The organism is Streptomyces sp. NPDC025651 (assembly GCF_055558735.1).
The window spans coordinates 484,727-507,652 of the sequence record NZ_JBVHLZ010000002.1; the positions used below are offsets into that span (position 1 = coordinate 484,727).

The following is a 22,926-nucleotide window of genomic DNA, read 5'->3' on the forward strand; positions in this document are numbered from 1 at the left end:
ACGATGGCTCATTCAGGCATGTCAGCGCCACAGGAGCGATGCATCATGTTCTTGCACGTTCAGGACCCTGGGGGGTGGAGATATGACCACAATCAACTCACAACCGACACATCCCCATGCTGTCACTGAGCTGTGCGACGAGGGGGCACGCCTTTACGCCAGTGCGCTGCGTTCGGGCCGCATCAATCGTGTCGAAGTGGAACTCGCGCCTTGTCTGGTGGAGTTCGCCCTGCTCCACCCTGATCCCGACGACGCCAACTGGCTCCGACCTGTGCCGCCGTCGGTCGCGCTCGCGCAACGACTGCACCCGTTGGAACGCGAGATCCAGGACCGGAGGCGGCTGGCCATCGAGCTCACCGACTCCTTCGAGCAGTTTGTCGCCATCAGCACGCAGAGCCCGGCAAACATTCACGCGATCACCGTGCTTGAGGGGTTCGACCGGATCAACGCGGCGCTAAATTCAGCCACCTCCGAGTGCACCACATCCGTTCTGACCATCCAGCCCGGGGGCGGGCGCCCCGTGGACGCCCTGAACCAGGCCCTGGAGCGGGACCGGCCGTTGACGGACCGTGGTGTCAGCATTCGCACGCTCTACCAGCACACCGCACGACACAGCCAGGGAACGCTGGCCTATGTGGACCGCATCTCGGGCGGCAAGGTACAGGTCCGCACGCTCGAAGAGCTCATCGAGCGCTTGATCATATTCGACCGGACCGTCGCCTTCATTCCCGCCAGCGACGACCGGCGGGTGGCCCTCGAACTGCGTCACCCCGGCCTGGTCGAGTACCTCAGCAAGGTCTTCGAACAACTCTGGGAGCGCGCTGTCCCGTTGACCGAAGAAGTCCCGTACGACATCGCACCCGACGGCATCACCGGCGTCCAACGCTCCATAGCCCGGCTCCTCATCGAGGGCCACGTCGACGAGGCCATCGCCCGGCGGCTCGGCATGAACGTCCGGACCTGCCGCGCCCACATCGCCAAGATCGCCGCGGCCCTGGGCAGCGGAAGCCGGGCCCAACTCGGCTATCTCATCGCCCAGTCGGGGATCCTCGACCAGGACCGCCCCAAGTGACCGCGGAACCCCGCCGTTCCCACGGACCCGACGAGCTCCGCGAGTCCGCCTCGACGCCGTACGCCCGCGCCCTTCGCGAGAGCCGCACACCTCGCAAGGATGCCGAACCGCCGCCGTGCCTCGTCGCCGGCACGCCATCGCCGGCCTCCTCGTCGAAGGCCTCACCGACAAGGAGACGGCCGACCGCCTCGGCATGAACGTCCGCACCGCCCGCGTCCACACCGCCAAACTCGCCACGACTCCCGGCAGCGAAAGCCGCGCCCGACTCGGCTGCCTCATCGCTCAGTCCGGGATTCTCGACCAGGACCGTATGACGTGACCAAAGAGATGCATCGCCCCCATGGACCCGACGAACTGTGCGAGGCGGGATCGGCGCTGTACGCCCGCGCCCTCCGGGAGAGCCGTGTGCCGCGCCAGGATGCCGAACAGGCTCCGTGCCTGGTCGACTTCGCGCTGCTGCGGCCGGACACGGAGGACCCGCACTGGCTGCTCCCCACCGCCCCGTCGATCGCCCTGCCCCGGCTCCGTGAAGCAATCCAGGAGCGGATCACACAGGAGGTCCGCCGCGAGGCCCTGCTCACCACCGCGTTCGAGCCGCTCATGGCGCTCTCCCCGACGCCGTCGCCGGCCTCGGCCGCCGTGTCCCCGGAAGGGATCTCCGCCATCACCCTGCTCGACGGGCTTCCCCGGATCCAGGAAGCCCTCGGCCGGGCCCTGACCGAGACCAGTCGGGAGGTACTCTCCATCCAGCCGGGCGGGGTCCGGCCCACCCCCCTCCTCGCCCAGTCCCTCGACGAAGCGCGCGGCTTCCTGGCCCGCGGCGGCAGTCTGCGGACGCTGTGCCAGCACACCTCACGGCACTCGCTGCCCATGCTCGCCCAGTACGAGGAGCTCAAGGGCGACGCCGAGGTCCGCACGCTGGACGAGGTTCCCGAGCGCCTCTTCGTCTTCGACCGGACCGTGGCCGTCATCCCCGTGAACAAGGACCGCAGCATCGCGCTGGAGATACGCCACCCGGCCCTCGTCGAGTACTTCGTCACGACCTTCGAACGGCTCTGGCGCCTCGCGGTCCCCATCTACCCGCGCACCATGCAACTCCCGTCCGCGAACGGCATCACCGCCCGCCAGCACGCCATCGCCGGCCTCCTCGTCGAAGGCCTCACCGACGCCGAAGTGGCCGACCGCCTCGGCATGAACGTCCGCACCGCCCGCGTCCACATCGCCAAACTCGCCTCCACCCTCGGCAGCGAGAGCCGCGCACAACTCGGCTACCTCATCGGGCAGTCCGGAATCCTCGATCCATCCGCCTCGTGCGCCTCGTCCGCCTCGTAGGGCGGCCGGATCCCCACGGTCGTGATCGCGGCGGTTCGGCCAAAACGTGGGCAGCGGAACGCGCAAGAGCGCAGGGTGCGGAATTCGCCACCCACCCTGTCAGGACAGGCATCAGACCGTTCCACCACCCCGGCGACAGTCGGGCATTCCCGGCCGGAACCGACCAAATCCCTACCACGAGAAGTGGACACTTCAATCACGGCCGACGCCCCGCCTAGGTGGCCCCTGCATAGAATCGCCGCGCTTCACCTACCGGGAGGGAGCGCATATGGTCAAGGAACATGCGCCACATGGAGTGGAGGAACTCTGCGAGGAAGGGTCCGGCGTGTACGCCCGTGCCCTCCGCGAAGGCCGGATCCACAGCAAGGACGCGGAACACGCCCCTTGCCTGATCGACTTCGGCCTGCTCCACCCCGACATCGACGACATGCGGTGGCTGCTTCCCACCGCCCCCGCCGCCGCCCTCCCCCTCCTGCTCCGCACCATCGAGGACCGGATCTCCGACCAGCGGCGCCGCGAAGAGCGGCTCACCGCGGCGTTCGAGCCGCTCATCGCCCTGGACGCCCAGCTGTCGTCCGCCACGGACACCCCCACGATCACCGTCCTCGACGGCCTGGAGCGCATCAACTCGGCCATCGACCGCGCCATGCAGGACGTGACGGAGGAGTTCCTCGCCGTCCAGCCCGGCGGCACCCGGCCGCCCGAAACGTTGGCCGAAGCTTTTCCCCGGGACCAGGCGATCCTCAGCCGGGGTTGCCGGATGAGGACCCTCTACCAGCACACGACGCGCCATTCCCTGCCCGTGCTCGCCTACTTCGAGCAGCTGGACGGCGACGCCGAGGCCCGCACCCTCGACGAGGTCACCGAGCGCCTCTTCGTCTTCGACCGGACCGTGGCCTTCATCCCCGCGAGCAAGGACCGCAGCGTCGCCCTCGAACTGCGCCACCCGGCGCTCGTCGAGTACTTCGCCACCACCTTCTGGCGGCTGTGGCGCCTGGCGACCCCCATGTGGCCGCTCGCCGCCCCCCAGCCCTCGGAGGGCGGCATCACACCGCGCCAGCGCGCCATCGCCAACCTCCTGGTCGAGGGCCTCACCGACGCCGAGATAGCCGACCGCCTCGGCATGAACATCCGGACGGCCCGGGTCCACATCGCCAAACTCGCCACCACCCTCGGCAGCGAGAGCCGCGCCCAACTCGGCTACCTCATCAGCCAGTCCGGAATCCTGGACAACAGACCCTGACCCGAGACGTCCGGCGCCCGCGACAAGTCACAGGGCAAGGCCACCACCGCAGGCGAAGGCCCGCCCTCAGCCCCCGTCCCCCTCGGCCCACTCCCGCAGCAGCGTCTCCCGCTCGGCCGCGCGCGGTGTGCCGCCCTCGTGGCGGCGGCCCCAGGCCGACATCGCGGAGAGGGTGGTCAGGAGCGTGCCCGCGCCTTCCGTGAGGCGGTTCAGGAGGGCCCGGGAGAGGTCGTACTCCCTCTGGGAGTAGCCGATCGCGGCCGCCGTGTACGCCGTCAGTTCGGTGTCCTCGCCGTCGGAGCCCGTGATACGGACCGTCATCGTCGGCGCCTCGTCGCCGCCGCCGAGGCCCGCCGTGAGGACCATGTCGACCGCCGCGCCCACGTGCCGCTTCAGGGACTTCACCGGGACGTCGTCGACCGTGAGGCCATGGACGTCCTCCCACGGCCAGACCCCGGACTGCCTGTCGCCGAGGGCCACCACGCCCTCCGGCGTCAGGCGCACCCCCGCGGCCAGCCCGGAGGGCTTCGCGCCCACGTAGACGTCGCCCTCGGCGATCCAGAACAGCCCCACCATGGCCATGGTCAGCTCAACTCCCCGTACCCACACGCCCACATACCGACTCAGGGCCGGGAGGCTGTCGCCTCCCGGCCCTGTATCAGATTACTCAGGCTCCGAAACCTACTGCTCCTGCGACCTCTTGGGCCGCCACACCACCAGCGCGCTCGCCTGCTGCACGTCCTGGTAGGGGACGAGGTCGCGGCGGTACGAGGCGTGCACCGCCGCTTCACGTTGCTGCATGGCGGCGGCGGCTCCCTCCACGGCCGCGGAGAGCTCCGCGACACGCGACTGAAGCGCCGCGACCTGGTTCTCCAGCTCGATGATGCGCTTGATGCCTGCGAGGTTGATGCCCTCCTCCTGCGACAACTGCTGCACCGTGCGAAGCAGTTCGATGTCGCGGGCGGAGTAGCGGCGGCCGCGCCCGGCCGTGCGGTCGGGCGAGACCAGGCCGAGGCGGTCGTACTGCCGCAGGGTCTGCGGGTGGAGGCCGCTCAGCTGGGCGGCCACCGAGATGACGTACACCGGCGTCTCGTCGGTGAGTTGATACGGATTTCGACGACGGCCGTCCATCTCATGCTCCCTTCGCGGCCTGGAACAGTTCTGCCCGCGGGTCGTCGCCCGCAGTCGCCTCGCGGTAGGACTCCAGGGCTTCCTTCGCCGTGTCGGACAGAGACGTCGGGACCGACACCTCCACCGTCACGAGCAGGTCGCCCCGCGTGCCGTCCTTGCGGACCGCGCCCTTGCCGCGCGCCCGCATGGTGCGGCCGTTCGGCGTGCCGGGCGGCAGCTTCAGGGTGACGGCGGGTCCGCCGAGCGTCGGGACCTTGACCTCGCCGCCCAGCGCCGCCTCCGCGAACGTGACCGGCACCGTGACCGTGAGGTTGTCGCCCTTGCGGCCGAAGACCGGGTGGGCGTCGACGTGCACGACCACGTACAGGTCGCCGGCCGGGCCGCCGCGCTCGCCGGGGCCGCCCTTGCCGCGCAGCCGGATCCGCTGGCCGTCCGAGACGCCCGCCGGGATCCGCACCTGCATCGTGCGGGACGACTTCGCGCGGCCCGAGCCCTTGCAGACCTCGCACGGGTCCTGGGCGATGAGCCCACGGCCCTTGCAGTCCACGCACGGGTCGGTGAGGGAGAACCCTCCGCCACCGCCCCGCGAGACCTGCCCCGTGCCGACGCAGGTCGGGCACACGCGCGGCGTGCCGTTCTTGTCGCCGGTGCCGGAGCACGCCTTGCAGGGCGCCTGGGAGGACATGCGGAGCGGCACCGTCGCGCCGTCCACCGCCTCCGTGAAGCTCAGCGTGACCTCGGACTCGATGTCCTGGCCGCGCCTCGGCTGCGTACGCGTGCCGGATCCGGCACCCGCGCCGCCGCGGTTGAACAGGCCCCCGAAGACGTCACCGAGACCGCCCCCGAAGCCGCCGGCGCCCGCTCCACCGCCACCCGGGCCGCCGCCTCCGAAGAGGTCGCCCAGGTCGAAGTTGAACGAGCCGCCGGCGCCTGCGGGGCCCTGACGGAATCCGCCGTTGCCGAAGAGAGCACGCGCCTCGTCGTACTCCTTGCGCTTCTTGGGGTCGCCGAGGACGTCGTTCGCCTCGGAGATCTCCTTGAAGCGCTCCTCCGCCTTGGCGTTGCCCTTGTTGGCGTCCGGGTGGTTCTCGCGGGCGAGCTTCCGGTACGCCTTCTTGATCTCGGCTTCGGTGGCGTCCTTGGGGACGCCGAGGACCTTGTAGTAGTCCTTCTCGATGAAGTCCTTGGTGCTCATCCCCGACGTCCCTCCTCTCTCGTCAGTGCGGCGTCAGGTACAACGTCAGCCCTCGTCCGGGCCACCGCTGTCCTTGTCCGCCGCCTCGGCCGACTCGTCGGCCCCCTCGGCAGTCTCACCCTTGACGGTCTGCGCGCCCGGCTGCGGCTCGGCCACGGCCACCCGCGCGGGGCGGATGGTGCGCTCGCCGATCCGATACCCCGGCTGCAGGATCGCGACGCACGTCGTCTCGGTGACGTCCGGTGCGTAGCTGTGCATCAGGGCTTCGTGGATCGTCGGGTCGAAGGGCTCGCCCTCCTTGCCGAACTGCTGCAGCCCCAGCTTCGCGACGACCGTCTCCAGGGACTCGGCCACCGACTTGAAGCCGCCCACCAGCTCGCCGTGCTCACGCGCGCGGCCGATGTCGTCGAGGGTCGGGAGGAGCTCGGAGAGGAGGTTCGCCGAGGCGATCTCCTTCACCGTCACCTTGTCCCGCTCCACGCGGCGGCGGTAGTTCTGGTACTCGGCCTGCAGCCGCTGGAGGTCGGCGGTGCGCTCGCTGAGCGCCTTCTGTGCCTGGTCCAGCTGGGCGGTCAGGCCCGCTGTCTTCGCTGCGTCCCCGGCCGGGGCCGCCGGGCCCTCCTCGGAGGAGGGCTCGGCGGCCTTCGGCGCCGCGTCATCAGGGGTGGCGCCGGAGGGGACGTCGGGGTTCTCGGCGTTCTCGCCGAGGCCCGGGGTCTCCTCGGTCATCAGGCGGCGCCGCCCTTCGCGTCACCGGGCTTCTCGTCGTCGACGATCTCGGCGTCGACGACGTCGTCGTCCTTGGACATGTTCGGGGCCTCGCCGCCCGGGGCAGCGCCCTCGGGACCGCCGGCGGCCTGCGCGCCCTGGGCGTCGGCGTACATGGCCTGGCCCAGCTTCTGCGAGACGGCGGCGACCTTCTCGGTGGCGGTGCGGATCTCGGCCGTGTCCTCGCCCTTGAGCTTCTCCTTCAGCTCGCCCACGGCCTCCTCGACCTCGGTCTTCACCTCGGCGGGGACCTTGTCCGCGTTGTCGGTGAGGAACTTCTCCGTCTGGTAGACGAGCTGCTCGCCCTGGTTGCGGGACTCGGCGGCCTCGCGGCGGGCGTGGTCCTCCTCCGCGTACTTCTCGGCCTCTTCGCGCATCCGGTTGACCTCGTCCTTCGGCAGCGAGGAGCCACCGGTGACGGTCATCTTCTGCTCCTTGCCCGTGCCGAGGTCCTTCGCGGTCACGTGCATGATGCCGTTGGCGTCGATGTCGAAGGCGACCTCGATCTGCGGGACACCGCGCGGGGCCGGCGGCAGACCGGTCAGCTCGAACATCCCGAGCTTCTTGTTGTACGCCGCGATCTCGCGCTCGCCCTGGTAGACCTGGATCTGCACGGACGGCTGGTTGTCCTCGGCCGTCGTGAAGATCTCCGACCGCTTGGTCGGGATGGTCGTGTTGCGCTCGATGAGCTTGGTCATGATGCCGCCCTTGGTCTCGATGCCAAGCGACAGCGGGGTCACGTCGAGGAGCAGGACGTCCTTGACCTCACCCTTGAGGACACCGGCCTGCAGGGCGGCGCCGATGGCGACGACCTCGTCCGGGTTCACGCCCTTGTTGGCCTCGTTGCCACCGGTCAGTTCCTTGACCAGGTCGGCGACGGCCGGCATACGGGTGGAGCCACCGACGAGAACGACGTGGTCGATCTCGGAGAGCTGGATGCCCGCGTCCTTGATGACGTTGTGGAACGGCGTCTTGCAGCGCTCCAGGAGGTCGGACGTGAGCTGCTGGAACTGGGCGCGCGTGAGCTTCTCGTCCAGGTGCAGCGGGCCCTCGGCGGAGGCCGTGATGTAGGGCAGGTTGATCGTGGTCTCCGTGGAGGAGGACAGCTCGATCTTGGCCTTCTCGGCCGCCTCGCGCAGGCGCTGGAGCGCCATCTTGTCCTTGGAGAGGTCCACGCCGTGGCCGTTGTTGAACTGCTTGACCAGGTAGTCGACGACGCGCTGGTCCCAGTCGTCACCACCGAGGTGGTTGTCGCCGTTCGTGGCCTTCACCTCGACGACGCCGTCGCCGATCTCGAGCAGCGAGACGTCGAAGGTGCCGCCACCGAGGTCGAAGACCAGGATGGTCTGGTCGTCCTTGTCGAGGCCGTAGGCCAGGGCGGCGGCGGTGGGCTCGTTGACGATGCGCAGGACGTTCAGGCCCGCGATCTCACCGGCCTCCTTGGTGGCCTGGCGCTCCGAGTCGTTGAAGTACGCCGGGACGGTGATGACCGCGTCGGTGACCTTCTCGCCCAGGTAGGCCTCGGCGTCGCGCTTCAGCTTCTGGAGGATGAACGCGGAGATCTGCTGGGGGTTGAACGCCTTGTCGTCGATGTCCACCTTCCAGTCGGTGCCCATGTGGCGCTTGACCGACCGGATGGTCCTGTCGACGTTGGTGACCGCCTGGCGCTTGGCCACCTCGCCGACCAGCACCTCGCCGTTCTTCGCGAAGGCGACGACGGACGGCGTGGTCCTGGCGCCCTCGGCGTTGGTGATGACGGTGGGCTCGCCGCCTTCGAGAACGCTGACGACGGAGTTAGTCGTGCCCAGGTCGATGCCGACCGCACGTGCCATTTCGATTCCTCCAGATGACTTCTTGAGTGGATCTGGCTCAAGAATGCATCAGCCGTTTCCCGGAGTCAACAGAGCTGAGTCGAGGGGACTCAACTCTTATCCAGCACTTACACGCAACCAAGCCCCCGCAAGGGGCGCGGGGAACTGCGCGACCAGCCACGACCGGGCCGCAGACGAACGACGCCCCGAGCGGAGTGTCCATGCAAGGCTTGCCTGAGCGACGCAGATCACCGCCTTGCTGGCTACAGTGCGGCGAGTTAAGTGGGTAGTCTCAGACGGACTGCATAAGTTACCGCTTAGTAATCAGTCGTAGTCCGCTACGAAGTCCCGCCTCGCAGGCCCGAGGAGCCCCCAATGCAACTCGCCGCGATCATCGTGTCGCTGGTCCTAATCGCGGTCGGCGTCGCGCTGTTCGGCCGTGCCATCCTGCAGATCGTCCAGCTCATGCGGCTCGGTCAGCCGGTGCCCGCCGGCACCAGGACCGACCTCCCCCTCCAGCGCACCCTCACCGTGGTCCGGGAGTTCCTCGGGCACACGCGGATGAACCGGTGGGGCATCGTCGGCTTCGCGCACTGGTTCGTGGCGGTGGGCTTCCTCACGCTGCTGCTGACCATCGTCAACGCCATCGGCCAGCTCTTCAAGGCCGACTGGATCCTGCCGATCATCGGTGACTGGGCGCCGTACAACATGTACGTCGAGTTCATGGGCACCATGACCGTGCTCGGCATCCTGGTCCTGATCGTCGTGCGCCAGCTGAGCAAGCCCGGCAAGCCGGGGCGCAAGTCCCGTTTCGCGGGGTCCAAGACCGGCCAGGCGTACTTCGTCGAGACCGTCATCCTCGTCGTCGGCGTCTGCATCTTCATGCTGCACGCCCTCGAAGGCGCCCAGCACCACGTGGACGGCTACGAGGCGTCGTTCTTCATCTCGTACCCGGTGGTCTCCTGGTTCGAGGGCATGGACGTCTCCACCCTGCAGAACCTCACGTACTTCTTCGCCGGGCTGAAGATCGCGACCTCGTTCATCTGGATGATCACGGTCTCGGTCAACATCAACATGGGTGTCGCCTGGCACCGCTTCCTCGCCTTCCCGAACATCTGGTTCAAGCGGGAGGCGAAGGGCGGGACCGCGCTCGGCGAGCTGCAGCCGATGACCTCCGGCGGGCAGCCGATCGACTGGGAGGACCCGGCCGAGGACGCCGTCTTCGGTGTCTCCCAGGTCGAGCAGTTCTCCTGGAAGGGCCTGCTGGACTTCTCCACCTGTACCGAGTGCGGCCGCTGCCAGTCGCAGTGCCCCGCGTGGAACACCGGCAAGCCGCTGTCGCCGAAGCTCCTGATCATGTCGCTGCGCGACCACGCGCACGCCAAGGCCCCGTACCTGCTCGCCGGCGGCGGCAAGTCCATGGAGGGCGAGGAGAAGGCGACCGAGGAGCAGCTGGGGGACGTGCCCGCCGCCGCGCTCGCGGAGGCCGAGCGGCCGCTGATCGGGACCCACGAGGAGAACGGCGTCATCGACCCGGACGTCCTGTGGTCCTGCACCACCTGCGGCGCCTGTGTCGAGCAGTGCCCGGTCGACATCGAGCACATCGACCACATCGTCGACATGCGCCGCTACCAGGTGATGATCGAGTCCGCGTTCCCGTCCGAGGCGGGCACGATGCTCAAGAACCTGGAGAAGAAGGGCAACCCCTGGGGGCTCGCCAAGAAGCAGCGCGTGGAGTGGACCAAGGAGGTCGACTTCGAGGTCCCGATCGTCGGCAAGACCGTCGACGACCTCACCGAGGTCGACTACCTCTACTGGGTCGGCTGCGCCGGCGCCCTGGAGGACCGGGCCAAGAAGACCACCAAGGCCTTCGCGGAGCTCCTGCACATCGCGGGCGTCAAGTTCGCGATCATGGGCGGCGACGAGAAGTGCACCGGTGACTCCGCCCGGCGCCTGGGCAACGAGCCGCTCTTCCAGCAGCTCGGCCAGGAGAACGTCGCGATGCTGAACATGGCGTTCGGCGAGGACGACGAGGACGAGAGCACCAGGAAGCCCAAGTCCAAGAAGAAGATCGTCGCCACCTGCCCGCACTGCTTCAACACGATCGCGAACGAGTACCCGCAGCTGGGCGGCGAGTTCGAGGTCATCCACCACACGCAGCTGCTGCAGCACCTCATCGACGAGGGCAAGCTGATCCCGGTGACGCCGGTCGAGGGTCTGATCACGTACCACGACCCCTGCTACCTGGGCCGTCACAACAAGGTCTACACGCCCCCGCGCGAGATCATGGACAAGGTGCCGGGCCTGCGCCAGCAGGAGATGCACCGCCACAAGGAGCGCGGCTTCTGCTGCGGCGCCGGTGGTGCCCGCATGTGGATGGAGGAGCGGATCGGCAAGCGCATCAACACGGAGCGGGTCGACGAGGCGCTCAGCCTCAACCCCGACATCGTGTCGACCGCCTGCCCGTTCTGCCTCGTCATGCTCACGGACTCCGTGAACGGCAAGAAGAACGACGGCAAGGCCAAGGAGTCGCTCCAGGTCGTGGACGTCGCGCAGCTGCTGCTCGACTCCGTGAAGACGCCGGTCGACCCGGCCGGTGACGAGGAGTCGGCGGACGCGCCGGAGCCCGAGCCGGTCAAGTAGGCCCCTGCCACCAGCTGTTCAGGCCGGTTCCGCCCTCGGGCGGGACCGGCCTGTTGCGTGGAGGCGGCCGGTCCGTGATCCACGCGTGCGTACGTTGACCTCATGCGTCCAGGTACAAGTGCGGGTACGAGTGCGGTTTCAGGTCCGGGTATACGTCGGGGCGTCCTCGTCACGTGTGCCGTACTGCTGCTCTCCTCCTGCACCGGGTCGGGAGGCGGGAAGGAGGGGGCCGGGCAGGCGGACGCGCGGCGGCCCGCCGCGGGCAGGGCCGCCGAGGAGCCGCGGGAGGGCGATCTGAACGGCGACGGGTACGACGACATCGCGACCGTCATGGCCGGGCGCCTCGTCGTCGTGTACGGCTCCGAGCGCGGCGCGCAGCCGCGGACCCGCACCGTGGTGCGGCTTCCGGGGCGGGGCGCCGAGGCCAGGCACCAGGACACGCTGCTGCACCGCGGCGACCTCGACCGGGACGGGTTCACCGATCTGGTGGCGACGCTCGCCGACGGACGGCAGTGGGCCCTGTGGGGCGGGGCGCGCGGTGTCACCGGGCCGCGCGAACTGGCCACCGGGAAGCGGCGGGTGATCGATCTGGACACGTCCGCCAACGACTTCGGCAGCGTCGGCGACTTCGACGGCGACGGCAGCGCGGACGTCTTCCGGCTCGGGGCGCCGGACGAGACGGCGGGGAGCGTGCACGCGGGGCCGTTCGGCCGGGACGGGAAGCCCGCGCGCGAGAAGGAGCTCGACGAGGAGCTCCCCGAGGACAGCCTGCCGTACCGGTCGACCTCGGCCGACTACGACGGCGACGGGCGCAGCGAGCTGACGGTGTGGCTGCGGTGGACCGACCCGGAGATGGAGGGCGACGGCGTCAACTACGGGCGGGGCGCCCACCATTACCGGGGCTCCGAGGACGGCCCGCGGTTCGTGCGGACCTCGGGCGACCGGACAGGGGACCTGTACGCGGGCACCCCGGCCGACGTCGACGGGGACGGCGCCGACGAGCTCCTGACGACGGGCTACGACTCCTCCACCGGAAAGCTGGGCGTCGCCGTGAACCAGGTGCCGGGCGGCGGGAAGCCGCGAGGCGTCTCCTTCGACCGCGTACCCGGCCTGGAGCCCCGAACGGGCGGCGGCCTCACGAACCGCGCCGTCGGGGACGTCGACGGCGACGGCAGGCAGGACCTGGTGTTCGGCATGCCCGAGGGCAACAACAGCCGCGGCCTGGTCGTCGTCCTGCCCGATGTCGCCCACGCGGGCCCAGGCACCCGCCTGCGCACCGTGGACCTGGAGTCTCCCGGCGTCCCCGGCGCCAACCGCGAGCCCAACTCCGAGGACACGACCTACGTACGGCACCGGCTCACCGTGCGCGGCCCTCTGCTCGACGTGGACGGCGACGGCCGGGCGGATGTCGTCGCGGGCGCACAGGACGACATGAAGCAGACGGGCCTGTGGGTGTTCCCCGGCAGCCCCTCGGGGCTCGATACGCGCGCTACACGCCGTATCACCCTGAATGACCTGGGCCTGCGTGACTGACAAGTGACCAAAGCGGCATCCCGCCGGACTTAACGCCTCCGCACAGCCGGAGCATCATGTGCTGGTTGTTGCTGGTTGTTGTCTCATGGGGCGGGTCGGGTCGGGGTTGATGACGGGCATACGGAGTGACAGACGGCGCGGCATGCCGATGCGCCTCGCCGCGGGCACGCTCGGCTGTGCGCTGCTCCTCGTGGGCTGCGGCAGCCACGAGGGCGACGGCGGCGGCGCGAAGAACGGTGACGAGCGGCCCGTCAGCATGGCGGGCAAGGGCGCGGCCCAGCAGCCCGTTCCGCGCGGCAGGGGAAGCAGGGCCGACGACGACTTCAACGGTGACGGCGCCCGTGACCTCGTACTCGACGATCTCGTGCACCGCGACCACGGCGACGACGCGGGCATCGGGATCGTCTACGGCTCCCGCGCCGGACTGCGGCCCGGCGCACGGCAGTTGCTGAGCGCACACGCCAACGGGGCGCGTACGAAGGGGCAGTTGCCCGCGGCCTTCGAGTCCGAGGCCGCCTGCGACCTCGACGAGGACGGCTTCACCGATCTGCTGGTGTCCACCGACCCGCCCTACGACGGCCAGGGCCGGCCGCCCGTGCCGCTGCAGATCCTCTTCGGCTCGCCCAAGGGGCTCGTCGGCAAGGCCGTGAAGCTGAAGGTGCCCGCGCAGGCACGTTTCGGCAACGACTGGCCGGACCAGCCGGTGTGCGGCGACTTCGACGGGGACGGCGCGAGCGACCTGGTGCTGCACGCGAGCGGGGCCCGCATGACGTTCCTGCGCGGCCCGTTCAGGCGGAGCGGCGCCCCGCGCGCCGCGGGCAGGCCCCTCGTCGCGCCCGGCGACGCCCTCGTCACGGGCAGGGCCACCGACGTGGACGGCGACGGCTACGACGACGTCCTCGTGCGCAAGGCCGCGGGCGCTTCGGGCGCCGCCGCCGGGGCCCTCGTCCTCGGCGGCCCCGAGGGCCCCGACGAGACCGGGGTGCTCCTCCCCGCGGGCAAGGACATCGCGTTCGGCCGCTTCGGCAGGGGCAGGGGCATGGACGCGGCGATCGCCTCGCCGCGCGGCGTCGCCCTGCGCTACGAGGTACCCGGCACCCTGCGCGGCACCCTGGAGGCCAAGGACGTGGCGGTGGACGCGGGCGACCTCGACGGGGACGGCCTGAGCGAGCTGGTCATGAGCGGCGGGGGCAGCGGGAGCGGCGACGGCGCGGGAGAGGTGCGGGTCTTCCGGGGACGCACGTCCGGGCTCGCCCCCAACGCGACGGCGCTCGTGGTGCCCTCCGCCAAGGGCACCACGCAGGTCCTGCGGGTCGCGGACTTCGACGGCGACAAGCGCGCGGACCTGGTCCTGCGGACGTACCGCGGCGAGGGACAGGACGTCGTGGGCGTCTACCCCGGCCTGAAGAGCGGTGACCTGGTCTCCCGCAAGCCCCGACTGACCTTCTCCACCGCGGAGTTCCTGTCCCTGAGCGTGGGCTGACGACGAGGACGCGGGCGAAGTGACCGCACCTCCGGAGCGCATTTCCCCCAAGACGCCCCGAGACAGGGCGGTTTGGACACTTTCCGCCGTTCATCTTCCGGCCACCTACCCGCCCCTCTCGCACAACCCTTCGTACGCCCCGCGAGTCACACACCTGGAACCCATAGCCAAAGGTTCCGGAGCCGTACCAGAGGCTCTTTCGAAGCGGTACCAGAGGTTCGTTCAAAGGGAGTTCCACGTGCGCGCAAGAAACCTGGCCGTCACCGCAACCGTCGCGGCCCTCGCGGCCGCGGGCCTGACGCTGCCCCTGGCCGGTTCGGCGAGCGCCGCCTCCACCCTGAAGGACGACTTCAACGGCGACGGCTACCGGGACCTCGTGATCGGCTCGCCGAAGAGCAACTCCGTGACGGTCACGTTCGGTTCGGCCTCCGGCGTCTCCGAGGGGCGCTCGGTGACCGTCACCCAGGACACCCCCGGGGTGCCCGGCGTCCTGGAGCGCGAGGACGAGTTCGGCGAGAACGTCACCAGCGGCGACACGAACGGCGACGGCTACGCCGACCTGATCGTCGGCGCCCCCGGCGAGAAGGTGACGGGCAGGCCCTCCGGCTCCGTCACCGTCATCAAGGGCGGCAGGAACGGCTTCACCTCCGGCGGGCACGTCGTGAACTCCCCCGCCGACACCACGGGCCGCTTCGGCGAGGCCACCGCCTGGACCGACCTCGACTACGACGGCTCGCCCCAGCTCGCCGTGATCAGCGGCGACAACTGGTACTACTACTCCGGCTCGGGCGCGGACGGTCGCGCGTTCGGCCTGGAGGTCGACTTCCTGCCCGAGGGCGTCCAGCTGGACGGCATGGTCTCCGGGAACTTCAAGTACAAGGACGGCGTCGGCTTCGTCCTGTTCGGCCAGCGCGCCGACGGCGGCCTCTACACCGCGCACATGAACGGCGGCGTCGGCGACTACGGCTACCGGGCCGAGGTCATCGCCGAGGGCGACGACCCCACCGGGACGCGGGAAGCCGCCGCCGCGGGCGACGTGAACGGCGACGGCTACGCCGACCTGATCACCGGCAACCCCGAGGCGGGCAAGGGCGGTTCGGTCACCGTGCGGCTCGGCGGCGACGGCAGGTTCGGCGCCCCGGTGACGTACGACCAGGACAGCGCGGGCGTGCCGGGCGCCGACGAGGAGGGCGACGGCTTCGGCCGGTCCGTGGCCGCGGGCGACGTGACCGGCGACGGCCTCGCGGACCTCGCGGTCGGCGCGCCCACCGAGGAGGTCGACGCGACGCCCGGCGCGGGCAGCGTCACGCTCCTCAAGTCCACCGGCGGTGCCTTCACTTCGGGCAGGGCCTGGCACCAGGAGACGGCCGGCGTGCCCGGCGTCGGGGAGGCGCACGACGGCTTCGGCACCTCGGTCCGCCTGAAGGACATCAACAGGAACGGCAAGGCGGACCTGGCCGTCGGCGCGACCGGCGAGGACATCGGCACGACGCGCGACGTCGGCGCCGTGTGGGTCCTGCGCGGCACGGCGACGGGGCTGACCACGTCGTACGCGGCCTCCTTCAACGGCGGGGACTTCGGCCTCGGCGGCGAGAACGCCGACTTCGGCCGCACCCTCCGCTAGAGCCGCCCTCCCTCCTCCCTCCGAGACCAACCCCCTCCCCCCATAAGCGAGTTGGAGACACCCGTGGCCTCAGCGCCCCAGCACGTGCACAAGCCCGTACGGAAGAGGTTCCTCGCGGCGGGCGCGCTCTGCGCCGCCACCGTCCTCGGCGTCACCGGCCTGACGGCGGGCGGCGCGGCCGCCGCCGAGCCCTCGAAGCTCCGGGCCGACTACAACGGCGACGGCTATGTGGACCTCGCGGTCGGCGTGCCGAACGCGACCGTGGACGGCAAGGCCAAGGCCGGTTACGTCAATGTCGTGTGGGGCGGCGCGAACGGCCTCGGCAAGCACGGCTCGACCACCGTCAGCCAGGCCACGGCCGGGGTGCCCGGCACCGTCGAGGCGGGCGACAAGTTCGGGTACGCCGTCGAGTCGGACGACATGAACGGCGACGGCTACAGCGACCTGGTCGTCGGCGCCCCCGAAGAGGCGACCTCCGCCGGTCTCGGCGCGGGCACCATCGCGGTCGTCTGGGGTTCCGCGAGCGGCTTCAAGGGCGGTTTCACGGCGGCCGACGGGGCGGTGAGCGACGCGAGTTACGGCGCGATGCTCGCCCTCGGCGACTTCGACAGGGACGGCAACAACGACGTCGCCTTCAACTCCCACTTCGACGAGAGCAGTGCGGTGGTGACCCGCCAGGGTCCCTTCAACTCCGGCGCGTCGGACGAGATCTTCCGGGTCGCGGGCTGGCACTTCGCGGGCCCCGCCGTCCTGGAGAGCGGCGACTTCGACGGGGACGGCGGCGACGACCTCGCGTTCTCGTACGACGGCATGGAGATCAGCGGCACGGACGTGATGAGCCGCGCCTCGGGCAGGTGGGAGTCCCTGTGGTCCACCGCCGACAGCACCACCAGCGCCCTCGCCGCCGGTGACTTCGACGGCGACGGCACCACCGACCTCGCCGTCGGCGGCGTCCGGCCCAACCCCGAGGTCGAGGGCACGTACTGCGAGGACCGGCTCGGCGGCGCGATCCTCACGGTCTACGGCAAGCAGGGCGGCAAGCTCGGCGACGGCGGCGACTCCTGCACCACCCAGAACAGCCCGCAGGTCGGCGGCGCGGCCGAGGCCGAGGACGACTTCGGCGCGCACCTCGCCGTCGGCAACCTCGACCGCGACGGCATCGACGAACTGATCGTCGGCGCGGACACCGAGGCGGTCGGCACCGCGAAGAACGCGGGCAGCTACTGGGTCCTCGCGTCGCCCGGCGCGGGCAAGCCCCTGGCGGGCCCCGCCGTCAGCCAGAACTCCGCGGGCGTCGCGGGCACGGCGGAGGCCGACGACCGCCTCGGCGCGGCCGTCGCCACCGGCGACTACAACGGCGACACCTACCCGGACGTGGCCGTGGGCGCGCCCGGCGAGGACGGCAAGGGCGGCGTCTGGTACGCCCCGACACCGAAGGACGGCCCGAACCCGCCGGTCACGTCGGTGACGCCCGGCAAGCTGGGGCTCTCCGGCTCCAAGGCGTACGGGGCCGTGCTGGGCCGGTAGTGCCGGTAGTGCCGGTAGTGCCGGTAGTCCGGTGCCTCCCCACACGTACGCACACCGCCCCGCGACCACCCGCGGGGCACCACACGCCCCAGGAGACAGGAGAACCGCATGGCCCAGCACAAGCGCAGCCCAACTCCACTGAGAAGAACGACTTCTTCGGCGCGTACGGCGAGAACGGCGGAAACGGCGAGAACGGCGGAAACGGCGGGAACGGCCCCGTCCACCCCCTGACCAGCAAGGCGGACGGCACCATCGCGGGCACGTCCGGCGTCTGCACGTCGACCGTGGGCATCTCGGCGAAGGGCTCGCCGCGCTTCGGCATGAACTTCGCGGACTGACCGACCGGTTCGCGCTCGGCCTCAGCGGCTGGACCATCCCCGAGGCCCAGCCGCTGAACCCCTCTCATACAAGCCACCCTGCTCACCAAGGAGTTGGAGTCCCCGTGCGCACACGCACCCGCACCCTCGCTCTCGCCGCGGCCACCGCCCTGGCCGCGACCGGCCTCACCCTGCCCCTCGCGGCCACGGCGAACGCCTCGGAACCCGCCGCACCCACCGAACCCGCCTCCGTGAAGAGCGACTTCGACGGCGACGGCCACGCGGACCTCGCCGTCGGCGTGCCCAGCGGTGCCGTCGACGGCAAGGCGAAGGCCGGCTACGTGAGCGTCGTCTTCGGCGGCGAGGGCGGCCCCGGCTCCAGCAACGTGCGGCGCATCACGCAGGCCACCGTCGAGGTCCCCGGCACCCCGGAGGCCGGTGACCGCTTCGGCTCCGCGGTCACCACCGCGTACATCGACGACGACCGCTACGCGGACCTGGTCATCGGCGCCCCGGGCGAGGACATCGGGACGAAGGCGGACGCGGGCTCGGTCACCGTCCTCTACGGCACCGGCGACGGCTTCGCCACGGCCAACACGGCGGCCCGCGGCGCGGCGGCGGGCGACTCCTACGGAAACGCCCTGGTCGCCGCCGACTTCACCGGCGACACGGACGTCGACCTGGCGATCGGCGGCAAGGACAAGGTCGTCTACAACGCCCACCCGCTCGTCGCCACCACGCAGCCCCTGATGGGCACGCACATGGGCGGCCGCGCCCCCGTCATGACGACCGGCGACTTCAACTCCGACGGCCGCCCCGAGCTGGCCGTCGCGTACTACACCCAGAACCAGCCCTACACCCAGTCCCACGTGCAGCTCTTCCGCTACATGAAGGACGAGTACCGCTTCGGCCTGACCTGGAGCAGCGACAACAGCGCCGCGAACGCGCTGGCCGTGGGCGACTTCGACGGCGACGGCCTCGACGACCTCGCGCTCGGCAACTGCCGCGAGATCGCCGACGAGAACATCGACGACCCGTGCGGCCCCGAGGAGCGCGCCAAGGGCGGCGGCATCCACATCCACTACGGGGGCGGCGACGAACCCGTCTGGCAGGGCCAGACCCTCAACCAGGACACTCCGGGTGTTCCGGGTGTCGCCGAAAAGGGTGATGACTTCGGCAACGCCCTCGCGGTCGCCGACATCGACGGTGACGGCAAGGACGACCTGATCGCGGGCGCTCCCGGCGAGGCCATCGGCAGCGCCGCCCGCGCGGGCAGCGTCACCGTCCTCAAGGGCGGCGCGAACGGCATCCTGAACGCGGACGGGGCGGCGAGCGCGGTGGCGTACCAGCAGGACTCCCCGGGCGTTCCGGGCACGGCCGAGGCGGGCGACGCCTTCGGCGCGGCCCTCGACACGGCCGACCACAACGGCGACGGCCACCTGGACCTCTCGGTCGCGGCCCCCGGCGAGAACAAGGCGGCGGGCGGCGTGTGGAACTTCCCCTCGGTGACGACGGGCGACGCGCCCGTCACCACCGTCACGCCGAACTCCCTTGGCCTGCCCGCGTCTTCGGACCCGCTGGCGTACGGGGCGGCGCTGGCCCGCTAGAGCCGTCTTTCTGGTCACCGGGCGTCCGGACCTGTGGCAAACCCTTCCGGGTTCCCTTAGGGGTTGTCACAGGTCGGCCGCAAAGGCCGTCTCCTCCCGAGGAGGGACGACCCCGCCCCCGAAGACCAGGTACGTTCGATTCGTGGCTGGATTCAGGATCGGACGCGGCCGGGACAACCGCGCCCCGCAACCGCAACCGCAACAACAACCGCGGCAGCAGCCGTACGGACAGCAGGCCCCCCAGGGCGGCCGGCAGCCGTACGGCTACCCACCCGCGCCTCCGAACCCGCAGCAGTACGGCGGCGGCCCCCAGTACGGCGGGGGTGGTCCGCACGGCGGTGGCCCGCACGGGGGTGGTCCGCACGGCGGTGGCCCGCACGGCGGTGGTGCGCACGGCGGTCAGCAGTGGCCGCAGGCGCCCGGCGGCCACGGCGAGCCGGAGTACTTCGGCGGCCCGGACGACCACGGCCGCGGCCCCCAGAGCGGCTACGACCCGTACGCGGCCAACAACCCCGGGCACACCCAGGCCTTCTCCATCGGCGAGGACCCCTACAACCAGGGCGACACCTACCGCGCGGGACAGGCGAGCGCCCCCATCGGCCCGCGTCTGCACTGGAAGGACCTGCTGCGCGGCGTCGTGCTGCGCCCGGCCCCGACCTTCCTCCAGATGCGGGACTACGCGATGTGGGCCCCGGCCCTCATCGTCACGTTCCTCTACGGCCTCCTGGCGATCTTCGGCTTCGACGACGCCCGAGAGGACGCGATCAACGCCACCCTCTCCTCGGCCGTCCCGTACGTCCTCACCACCGGCGTCGCGATCACCATCAGCGCCTTCGTCCTGGGCGTGGTCACCCACACCCTCGCCCGCCAGCTCGGCGGCGACGGCGCCTGGCAGCCGACGGTCGGCCTCTCCATGCTGATCATGTCGCTGACGGACGCGCCCCGCGTGATCGTCGCGATGTTCCTGGGCGGCGGCCAGCCCTTCGTACAGCTGCTCGGCTGGGCGACGTGGCTCGCGGCGGGCGCCCTGCTCACCACGATGGTGAGCAAGTCCCACGACCTGCCGTGGCCGAAGGCACTGGGAGCGGCGTCGATCCAGCTCCTGGCGATCCTGGCGATCGTGAAGCTGGGCACGTTCTAGCCTCTGACGGACAGCGGGAAGGGCCCGGCGGACAAAGTCCACCGGGCCCTTCTGCTGTCTCTGCTGTCTCTTCTGCCTCTTCTGTTACCGGCCTCAGGCGTCGAGAACCTGGCCGTCGCGCTTCACGACGGGAGGCTCGACACTCCACGGGAAGTTGATCCACTCGTCGGTCCGCTTCCAGACGTACTCGCACTTCACGAGGGAGTGCGACTTCTCATAGATGACGGCGGACCGCACCTCGGCCACGTGGTCGAGGCAGAAGTCGTGGACGAGCTTCAGCGTCTTCCCGGTGTCGGCGACATCGTCGGCGATCAGGACCTTCTTGTCGGTGAAGTCGATGGCGTTCGGGACGGGCGCGAGCATGACGGGCATTTCCAGGGTCGTGCCGACCCCGGTGTAGAACTCCACGTTCACGAGGTGGATGTTCTTGCAGTCGAGGGCATAGGCGAGCCCGCCGGCGACGAAGACGCCGCCGCGCGCGATCGACAGCACGACGTCCGGCTGGTACCCGTCGTCGGCGATGGTCTGCGCGAGCTCGCGCACGGCCCGACCGAACTTCTCGTACGAAAGATTCTCGCGCACGCTGCTGACGCCGTCGCTCATACCGCTGCTCACACCTGTGTCCGATGGAAGTTGAGGAAGGACCGGGAGGCGGTAGGCCCGCGCTGGCCCTGATAACGAGACCCGTACCGCTCCGACCCGTAGGGCGACTCGGCGGGCGAGGTGAGCCGGAACATGCAGAGCTGCCCGATCTTCATCCCCGGCCAGAGCTTGATCGGCAGCGTCGCGAGGTTCGACAGCTCAAGCGTCACGTGCCCGCTGAACCCCGGGTCGATGAACCCGGCGGTGGAGTGCGTGACGAGCCCGAGCCGCCCGAGACTGGACTTGCCTTCGAGCCGACTCGCGAGGTCGTCGGGCAGGGAGATGACCTCGTACGTGGAGGCGAGCACGAACTCCCCGGGATGGAGGATGAACGGCTCGTCGCCCTCGGGCTCCACGAGCCGCGTGAGGTCGGCCTGCTCGACGGAGGGGTCGATGTGGGGGTACCGGTGATTCTCGAACACCCGGAAGTAGCGGTCCAGCCGCACGTCGATGCTCGAGGGCTGCACCATGGATTCGTCGTACGGGTCGATCCGCACCCGTCCGGAGTCGATCTCGGCCCGGATGTCCTTGTCTGAGAGAAGCACGCACCGAGGATACGCAGAGCGCGCGGGCCGTCCCCAATCGGACAGACCCGCGCGCCTCGGTACCCGTGCGCCCGTACCCGCGCCGCTACCGCTTGTGCATCGTCACCGGCACGGCGTGCCGGAGCCGGGCGCAGCGCGGACAGCGGATGAGCCGGCCGGGACCGAGGCGGTCGGCCTGCTGCATCGGGAACGAAGCGGTGCTGAACACGTGCCCTTCGGCACATCGGACGACGGTGCGGTCCATCAAGTCCTCGAGTCCCTTCCCCAAAGCCGTAATTGAGCCGTACGCGAGCCGGTGCTTTTGCCCGTACTGACTCGTCTCCGGCCCGTTCCAGAGCCGACGACGAAAGCCACATTACGATACGAAAGGGACGCCACTCCAGGCGGCACGACCACATTCAACGGTACGCCCCAACTCCCTCCCCCCGCACGGCCCATCCACCTCCCGGACAGCCCTCGGGCCCCACGGCGAGAGCGCCTGGGGCCCGGGATGAGGTAGAGTGTGCGACGTTACGACACCGCTTCCAGCGGGGTCTTTCGCGGGTGTAGTTTAGTGGTAGAACATCAGCTTCCCAAGCTGAGAGTGCGAGTTCGATTCTCGTCACCCGCTCCATAGTTGAGGCCCAGGTCGGACGACCTGGGTCTTTTTGTTGCGCGCACTGCGTAGCGCGCGCAGTGCCCGTCGGATCCGGGCCCCGTCGTCGCAGTCTCGTTCCGCCTGGCAGTCGTCACATCCGTCGAGGTGTGCGAGCAGGGCCTGGTAGGTGGACCATTCCGCCGCCGTGACCATCACCTCAGCTCCCCGCCGAGCCGCCTATGGCCGAGGGTGATCAGCGCGGCGACGGACTGGAGGGGACACAGGTCGCCCGGTTGGTGCGGAAGCGACACCCAGTGCGGGCCCGGCGGCGCGGTGCGGTGCACCGCCGGAACACCCAGAAAGGTCCCCTCTCCCAGGAACGGGGCCTCGTGGTCGTAGGGCCACCCCTGCCGGGGGATGCCTTCGACCAGTGCGTAGTACTGGCCGCTGAAGGCGTTGCAGATCACCGGGCCGGTCAGCATTCCGGCGAGCGAGACGTCCACCACTTCCGGCGCATCGGTGCCGAAGGCCGCGTACACGAGGCGGCCGGGGAGCCTCACCGCGCAGAAGCGGGGCCCGCACGGGAGCAGTGCGACGCCCCCTTCCTCCCACTCGCGCCAGGCTTGCGCACGTCCTGGCTGCGCGTGCGCGAACCAGTCGGAGATCGCTCGGTCTCCTTGATGGATGTTCACGGGATCGCCCTTGCCGTCGGTACTGATCGGTTCCACGACCAGA

General features: G+C 70.3%; 20 protein-coding genes, 1 tRNA gene and 1 pseudogene. 13 read left to right on the plus strand and 9 right to left on the minus strand.

Annotation, left to right across the window (positions count from 1 at the left end):
• The first annotated feature begins 82 nt into the window (after window positions 1-82).
• The 4 genes and pseudogenes from ACZ4D5_RS10215 (at window position 83) to ACZ4D5_RS10230 (ending at window position 3,647) form a co-directional block, all read left to right on the plus strand.
• The gene (locus ACZ4D5_RS10215) at window positions 83-1,072 is read left to right on the plus strand and encodes a helix-turn-helix transcriptional regulator (protein ID WP_467771900.1); all 990 of its coding nucleotides are present in this window, start codon (window positions 83-85) and stop codon (window positions 1,070-1,072) included.
• A 124-nt stretch (window positions 1,073-1,196) separates the two neighbouring features.
• Window positions 1,197-1,391 (plus strand): annotated as a pseudogene (locus tag ACZ4D5_RS10220) (helix-turn-helix transcriptional regulator); the annotation flags it as partial.
• Window positions 1,388-2,404: a helix-turn-helix transcriptional regulator gene (locus ACZ4D5_RS10225; RefSeq protein ID WP_467771901.1), complete on the plus strand. Its 1,017-nt coding sequence runs from the start codon at window positions 1,388-1,390 to the stop codon at window positions 2,402-2,404. The pseudogene ACZ4D5_RS10220 and the gene ACZ4D5_RS10225, both read left to right, overlap by 4 nt.
• Window positions 2,405-2,672: 268 nt before the next feature.
• The gene (locus ACZ4D5_RS10230) at window positions 2,673-3,647 is read left to right on the plus strand and encodes a helix-turn-helix transcriptional regulator (protein ID WP_467771902.1); all 975 of its coding nucleotides are present in this window, start codon (window positions 2,673-2,675) and stop codon (window positions 3,645-3,647) included.
• Between the two features lie 66 nt (window positions 3,648-3,713).
• On the opposite strand, the gene ACZ4D5_RS10235 is transcribed toward ACZ4D5_RS10230, so the two are convergent.
• The 5 genes from ACZ4D5_RS10235 to dnaK all read right to left on the minus strand — a co-directional run bounded on the left by ACZ4D5_RS10235 (window position 3,714) and on the right by dnaK (window position 8,573).
• On the minus strand, window positions 3,714-4,229 hold the full coding sequence (locus ACZ4D5_RS10235; RefSeq protein ID WP_467771903.1) for a hypothetical protein: 516 nt from the start codon (window positions 4,227-4,229) through the stop codon (window positions 3,714-3,716).
• A gap of 99 nt (window positions 4,230-4,328) precedes the next feature.
• Complete coding sequence (locus tag ACZ4D5_RS10240; protein WP_467771904.1) at window positions 4,329-4,778, minus strand: heat shock protein transcriptional repressor HspR; 450 nt, start codon at window positions 4,776-4,778, stop codon at window positions 4,329-4,331.
• A gap of 1 nt (window position 4,779) precedes the next feature.
• Window positions 4,780-5,973, minus strand: coding sequence for a molecular chaperone DnaJ (gene dnaJ / locus ACZ4D5_RS10245; protein WP_467771905.1), 1,194 nt, complete (start codon window positions 5,971-5,973; stop codon window positions 4,780-4,782).
• Window positions 5,974-6,018: 45 nt separating this feature from the next.
• A complete protein-coding gene (gene grpE / locus ACZ4D5_RS10250) occupies window positions 6,019-6,702 on the minus strand; it encodes a nucleotide exchange factor GrpE (RefSeq protein ID WP_467771906.1) in 684 nt (227 codons plus the stop codon).
• On the minus strand, window positions 6,702-8,573 hold the full coding sequence (gene dnaK / locus ACZ4D5_RS10255) for a molecular chaperone DnaK (protein WP_467771907.1): 1,872 nt from the start codon (window positions 8,571-8,573) through the stop codon (window positions 6,702-6,704). The genes grpE and dnaK overlap by 1 nt, the downstream gene beginning before the upstream one ends.
• A gap of 354 nt (window positions 8,574-8,927) precedes the next feature.
• Between dnaK and ACZ4D5_RS10260 the strand changes: the two genes are divergently transcribed.
• The 8 genes from ACZ4D5_RS10260 to ACZ4D5_RS10295 all read left to right on the plus strand — a co-directional run bounded on the left by ACZ4D5_RS10260 (window position 8,928) and on the right by ACZ4D5_RS10295 (window position 20,427).
• Complete coding sequence (locus ACZ4D5_RS10260) at window positions 8,928-11,195, plus strand: (Fe-S)-binding protein (RefSeq protein ID WP_467771908.1); 2,268 nt, start codon at window positions 8,928-8,930, stop codon at window positions 11,193-11,195.
• Window positions 11,196-11,297: 102 nt separating this feature from the next.
• Complete coding sequence (locus tag ACZ4D5_RS10265; protein WP_467771909.1) at window positions 11,298-12,728, plus strand: FG-GAP repeat domain-containing protein; 1,431 nt, start codon at window positions 11,298-11,300, stop codon at window positions 12,726-12,728.
• Window positions 12,729-12,870: 142 nt separating this feature from the next.
• Entirely contained in the window at window positions 12,871-14,211 is a 1,341-nt protein-coding gene (locus ACZ4D5_RS10270; RefSeq protein WP_467771910.1) for an FG-GAP repeat domain-containing protein, read from the plus strand.
• 238 nt (window positions 14,212-14,449) lie between these two features.
• Window positions 14,450-15,835, plus strand: coding sequence for an FG-GAP-like repeat-containing protein (locus tag ACZ4D5_RS10275; protein ID WP_467771911.1), 1,386 nt, complete (start codon window positions 14,450-14,452; stop codon window positions 15,833-15,835).
• 63 nt (window positions 15,836-15,898) lie between these two features.
• Window positions 15,899-17,362, plus strand: a complete 1,464-nt coding sequence (locus tag ACZ4D5_RS10280; protein ID WP_467771912.1) for a VCBS repeat-containing protein — start codon at window positions 15,899-15,901, stop codon at window positions 17,360-17,362.
• A gap of 17 nt (window positions 17,363-17,379) precedes the next feature.
• Window positions 17,380-17,700, plus strand: coding sequence for a hypothetical protein (locus ACZ4D5_RS10285; protein ID WP_467771913.1), 321 nt, complete (start codon window positions 17,380-17,382; stop codon window positions 17,698-17,700).
• Between the two features lie 104 nt (window positions 17,701-17,804).
• Window positions 17,805-19,286 (plus strand): FG-GAP-like repeat-containing protein, encoded by a 1,482-nt coding sequence (locus ACZ4D5_RS10290; RefSeq protein ID WP_467771914.1) that lies wholly within the window; start codon window positions 17,805-17,807, stop codon window positions 19,284-19,286.
• Between the two features lie 142 nt (window positions 19,287-19,428).
• The gene (locus ACZ4D5_RS10295; RefSeq protein WP_467771915.1) at window positions 19,429-20,427 is read left to right on the plus strand and encodes a Yip1 family protein; all 999 of its coding nucleotides are present in this window, start codon (window positions 19,429-19,431) and stop codon (window positions 20,425-20,427) included.
• Window positions 20,428-20,520: 93 nt separating this feature from the next.
• On the opposite strand, the gene ACZ4D5_RS10300 is transcribed toward ACZ4D5_RS10295, so the two are convergent.
• The 3 genes from ACZ4D5_RS10300 to ACZ4D5_RS10310 form a co-directional block, all read right to left on the minus strand.
• Entirely contained in the window at window positions 20,521-21,030 is a 510-nt protein-coding gene (locus tag ACZ4D5_RS10300; protein ID WP_467771916.1) for a phosphoribosyltransferase, read from the minus strand.
• 8 nt (window positions 21,031-21,038) lie between these two features.
• On the minus strand, window positions 21,039-21,614 hold the full coding sequence (dcd, locus tag ACZ4D5_RS10305; RefSeq protein ID WP_362329563.1) for a dCTP deaminase: 576 nt from the start codon (window positions 21,612-21,614) through the stop codon (window positions 21,039-21,041).
• Between the two features lie 85 nt (window positions 21,615-21,699).
• A complete protein-coding gene (locus tag ACZ4D5_RS10310) occupies window positions 21,700-21,858 on the minus strand; it encodes a hypothetical protein (RefSeq protein ID WP_467771917.1) in 159 nt (52 codons plus the stop codon).
• A 295-nt stretch (window positions 21,859-22,153) separates the two neighbouring features.
• On the opposite strand from ACZ4D5_RS10310, the gene ACZ4D5_RS10315 reads away from it, so the two are divergent.
• A tRNA-Gly gene (locus ACZ4D5_RS10315) sits at window positions 22,154-22,227 on the plus strand.
• A 176-nt stretch (window positions 22,228-22,403) separates the two neighbouring features.
• Here ACZ4D5_RS10315 and ACZ4D5_RS10320 read toward each other — a convergent pair.
• A complete protein-coding gene (locus tag ACZ4D5_RS10320; protein ID WP_467771918.1) occupies window positions 22,404-22,919 on the minus strand; it encodes a hypothetical protein in 516 nt (171 codons plus the stop codon).
• Between the last annotated feature and the right edge of the window lie 7 nt (window positions 22,920-22,926).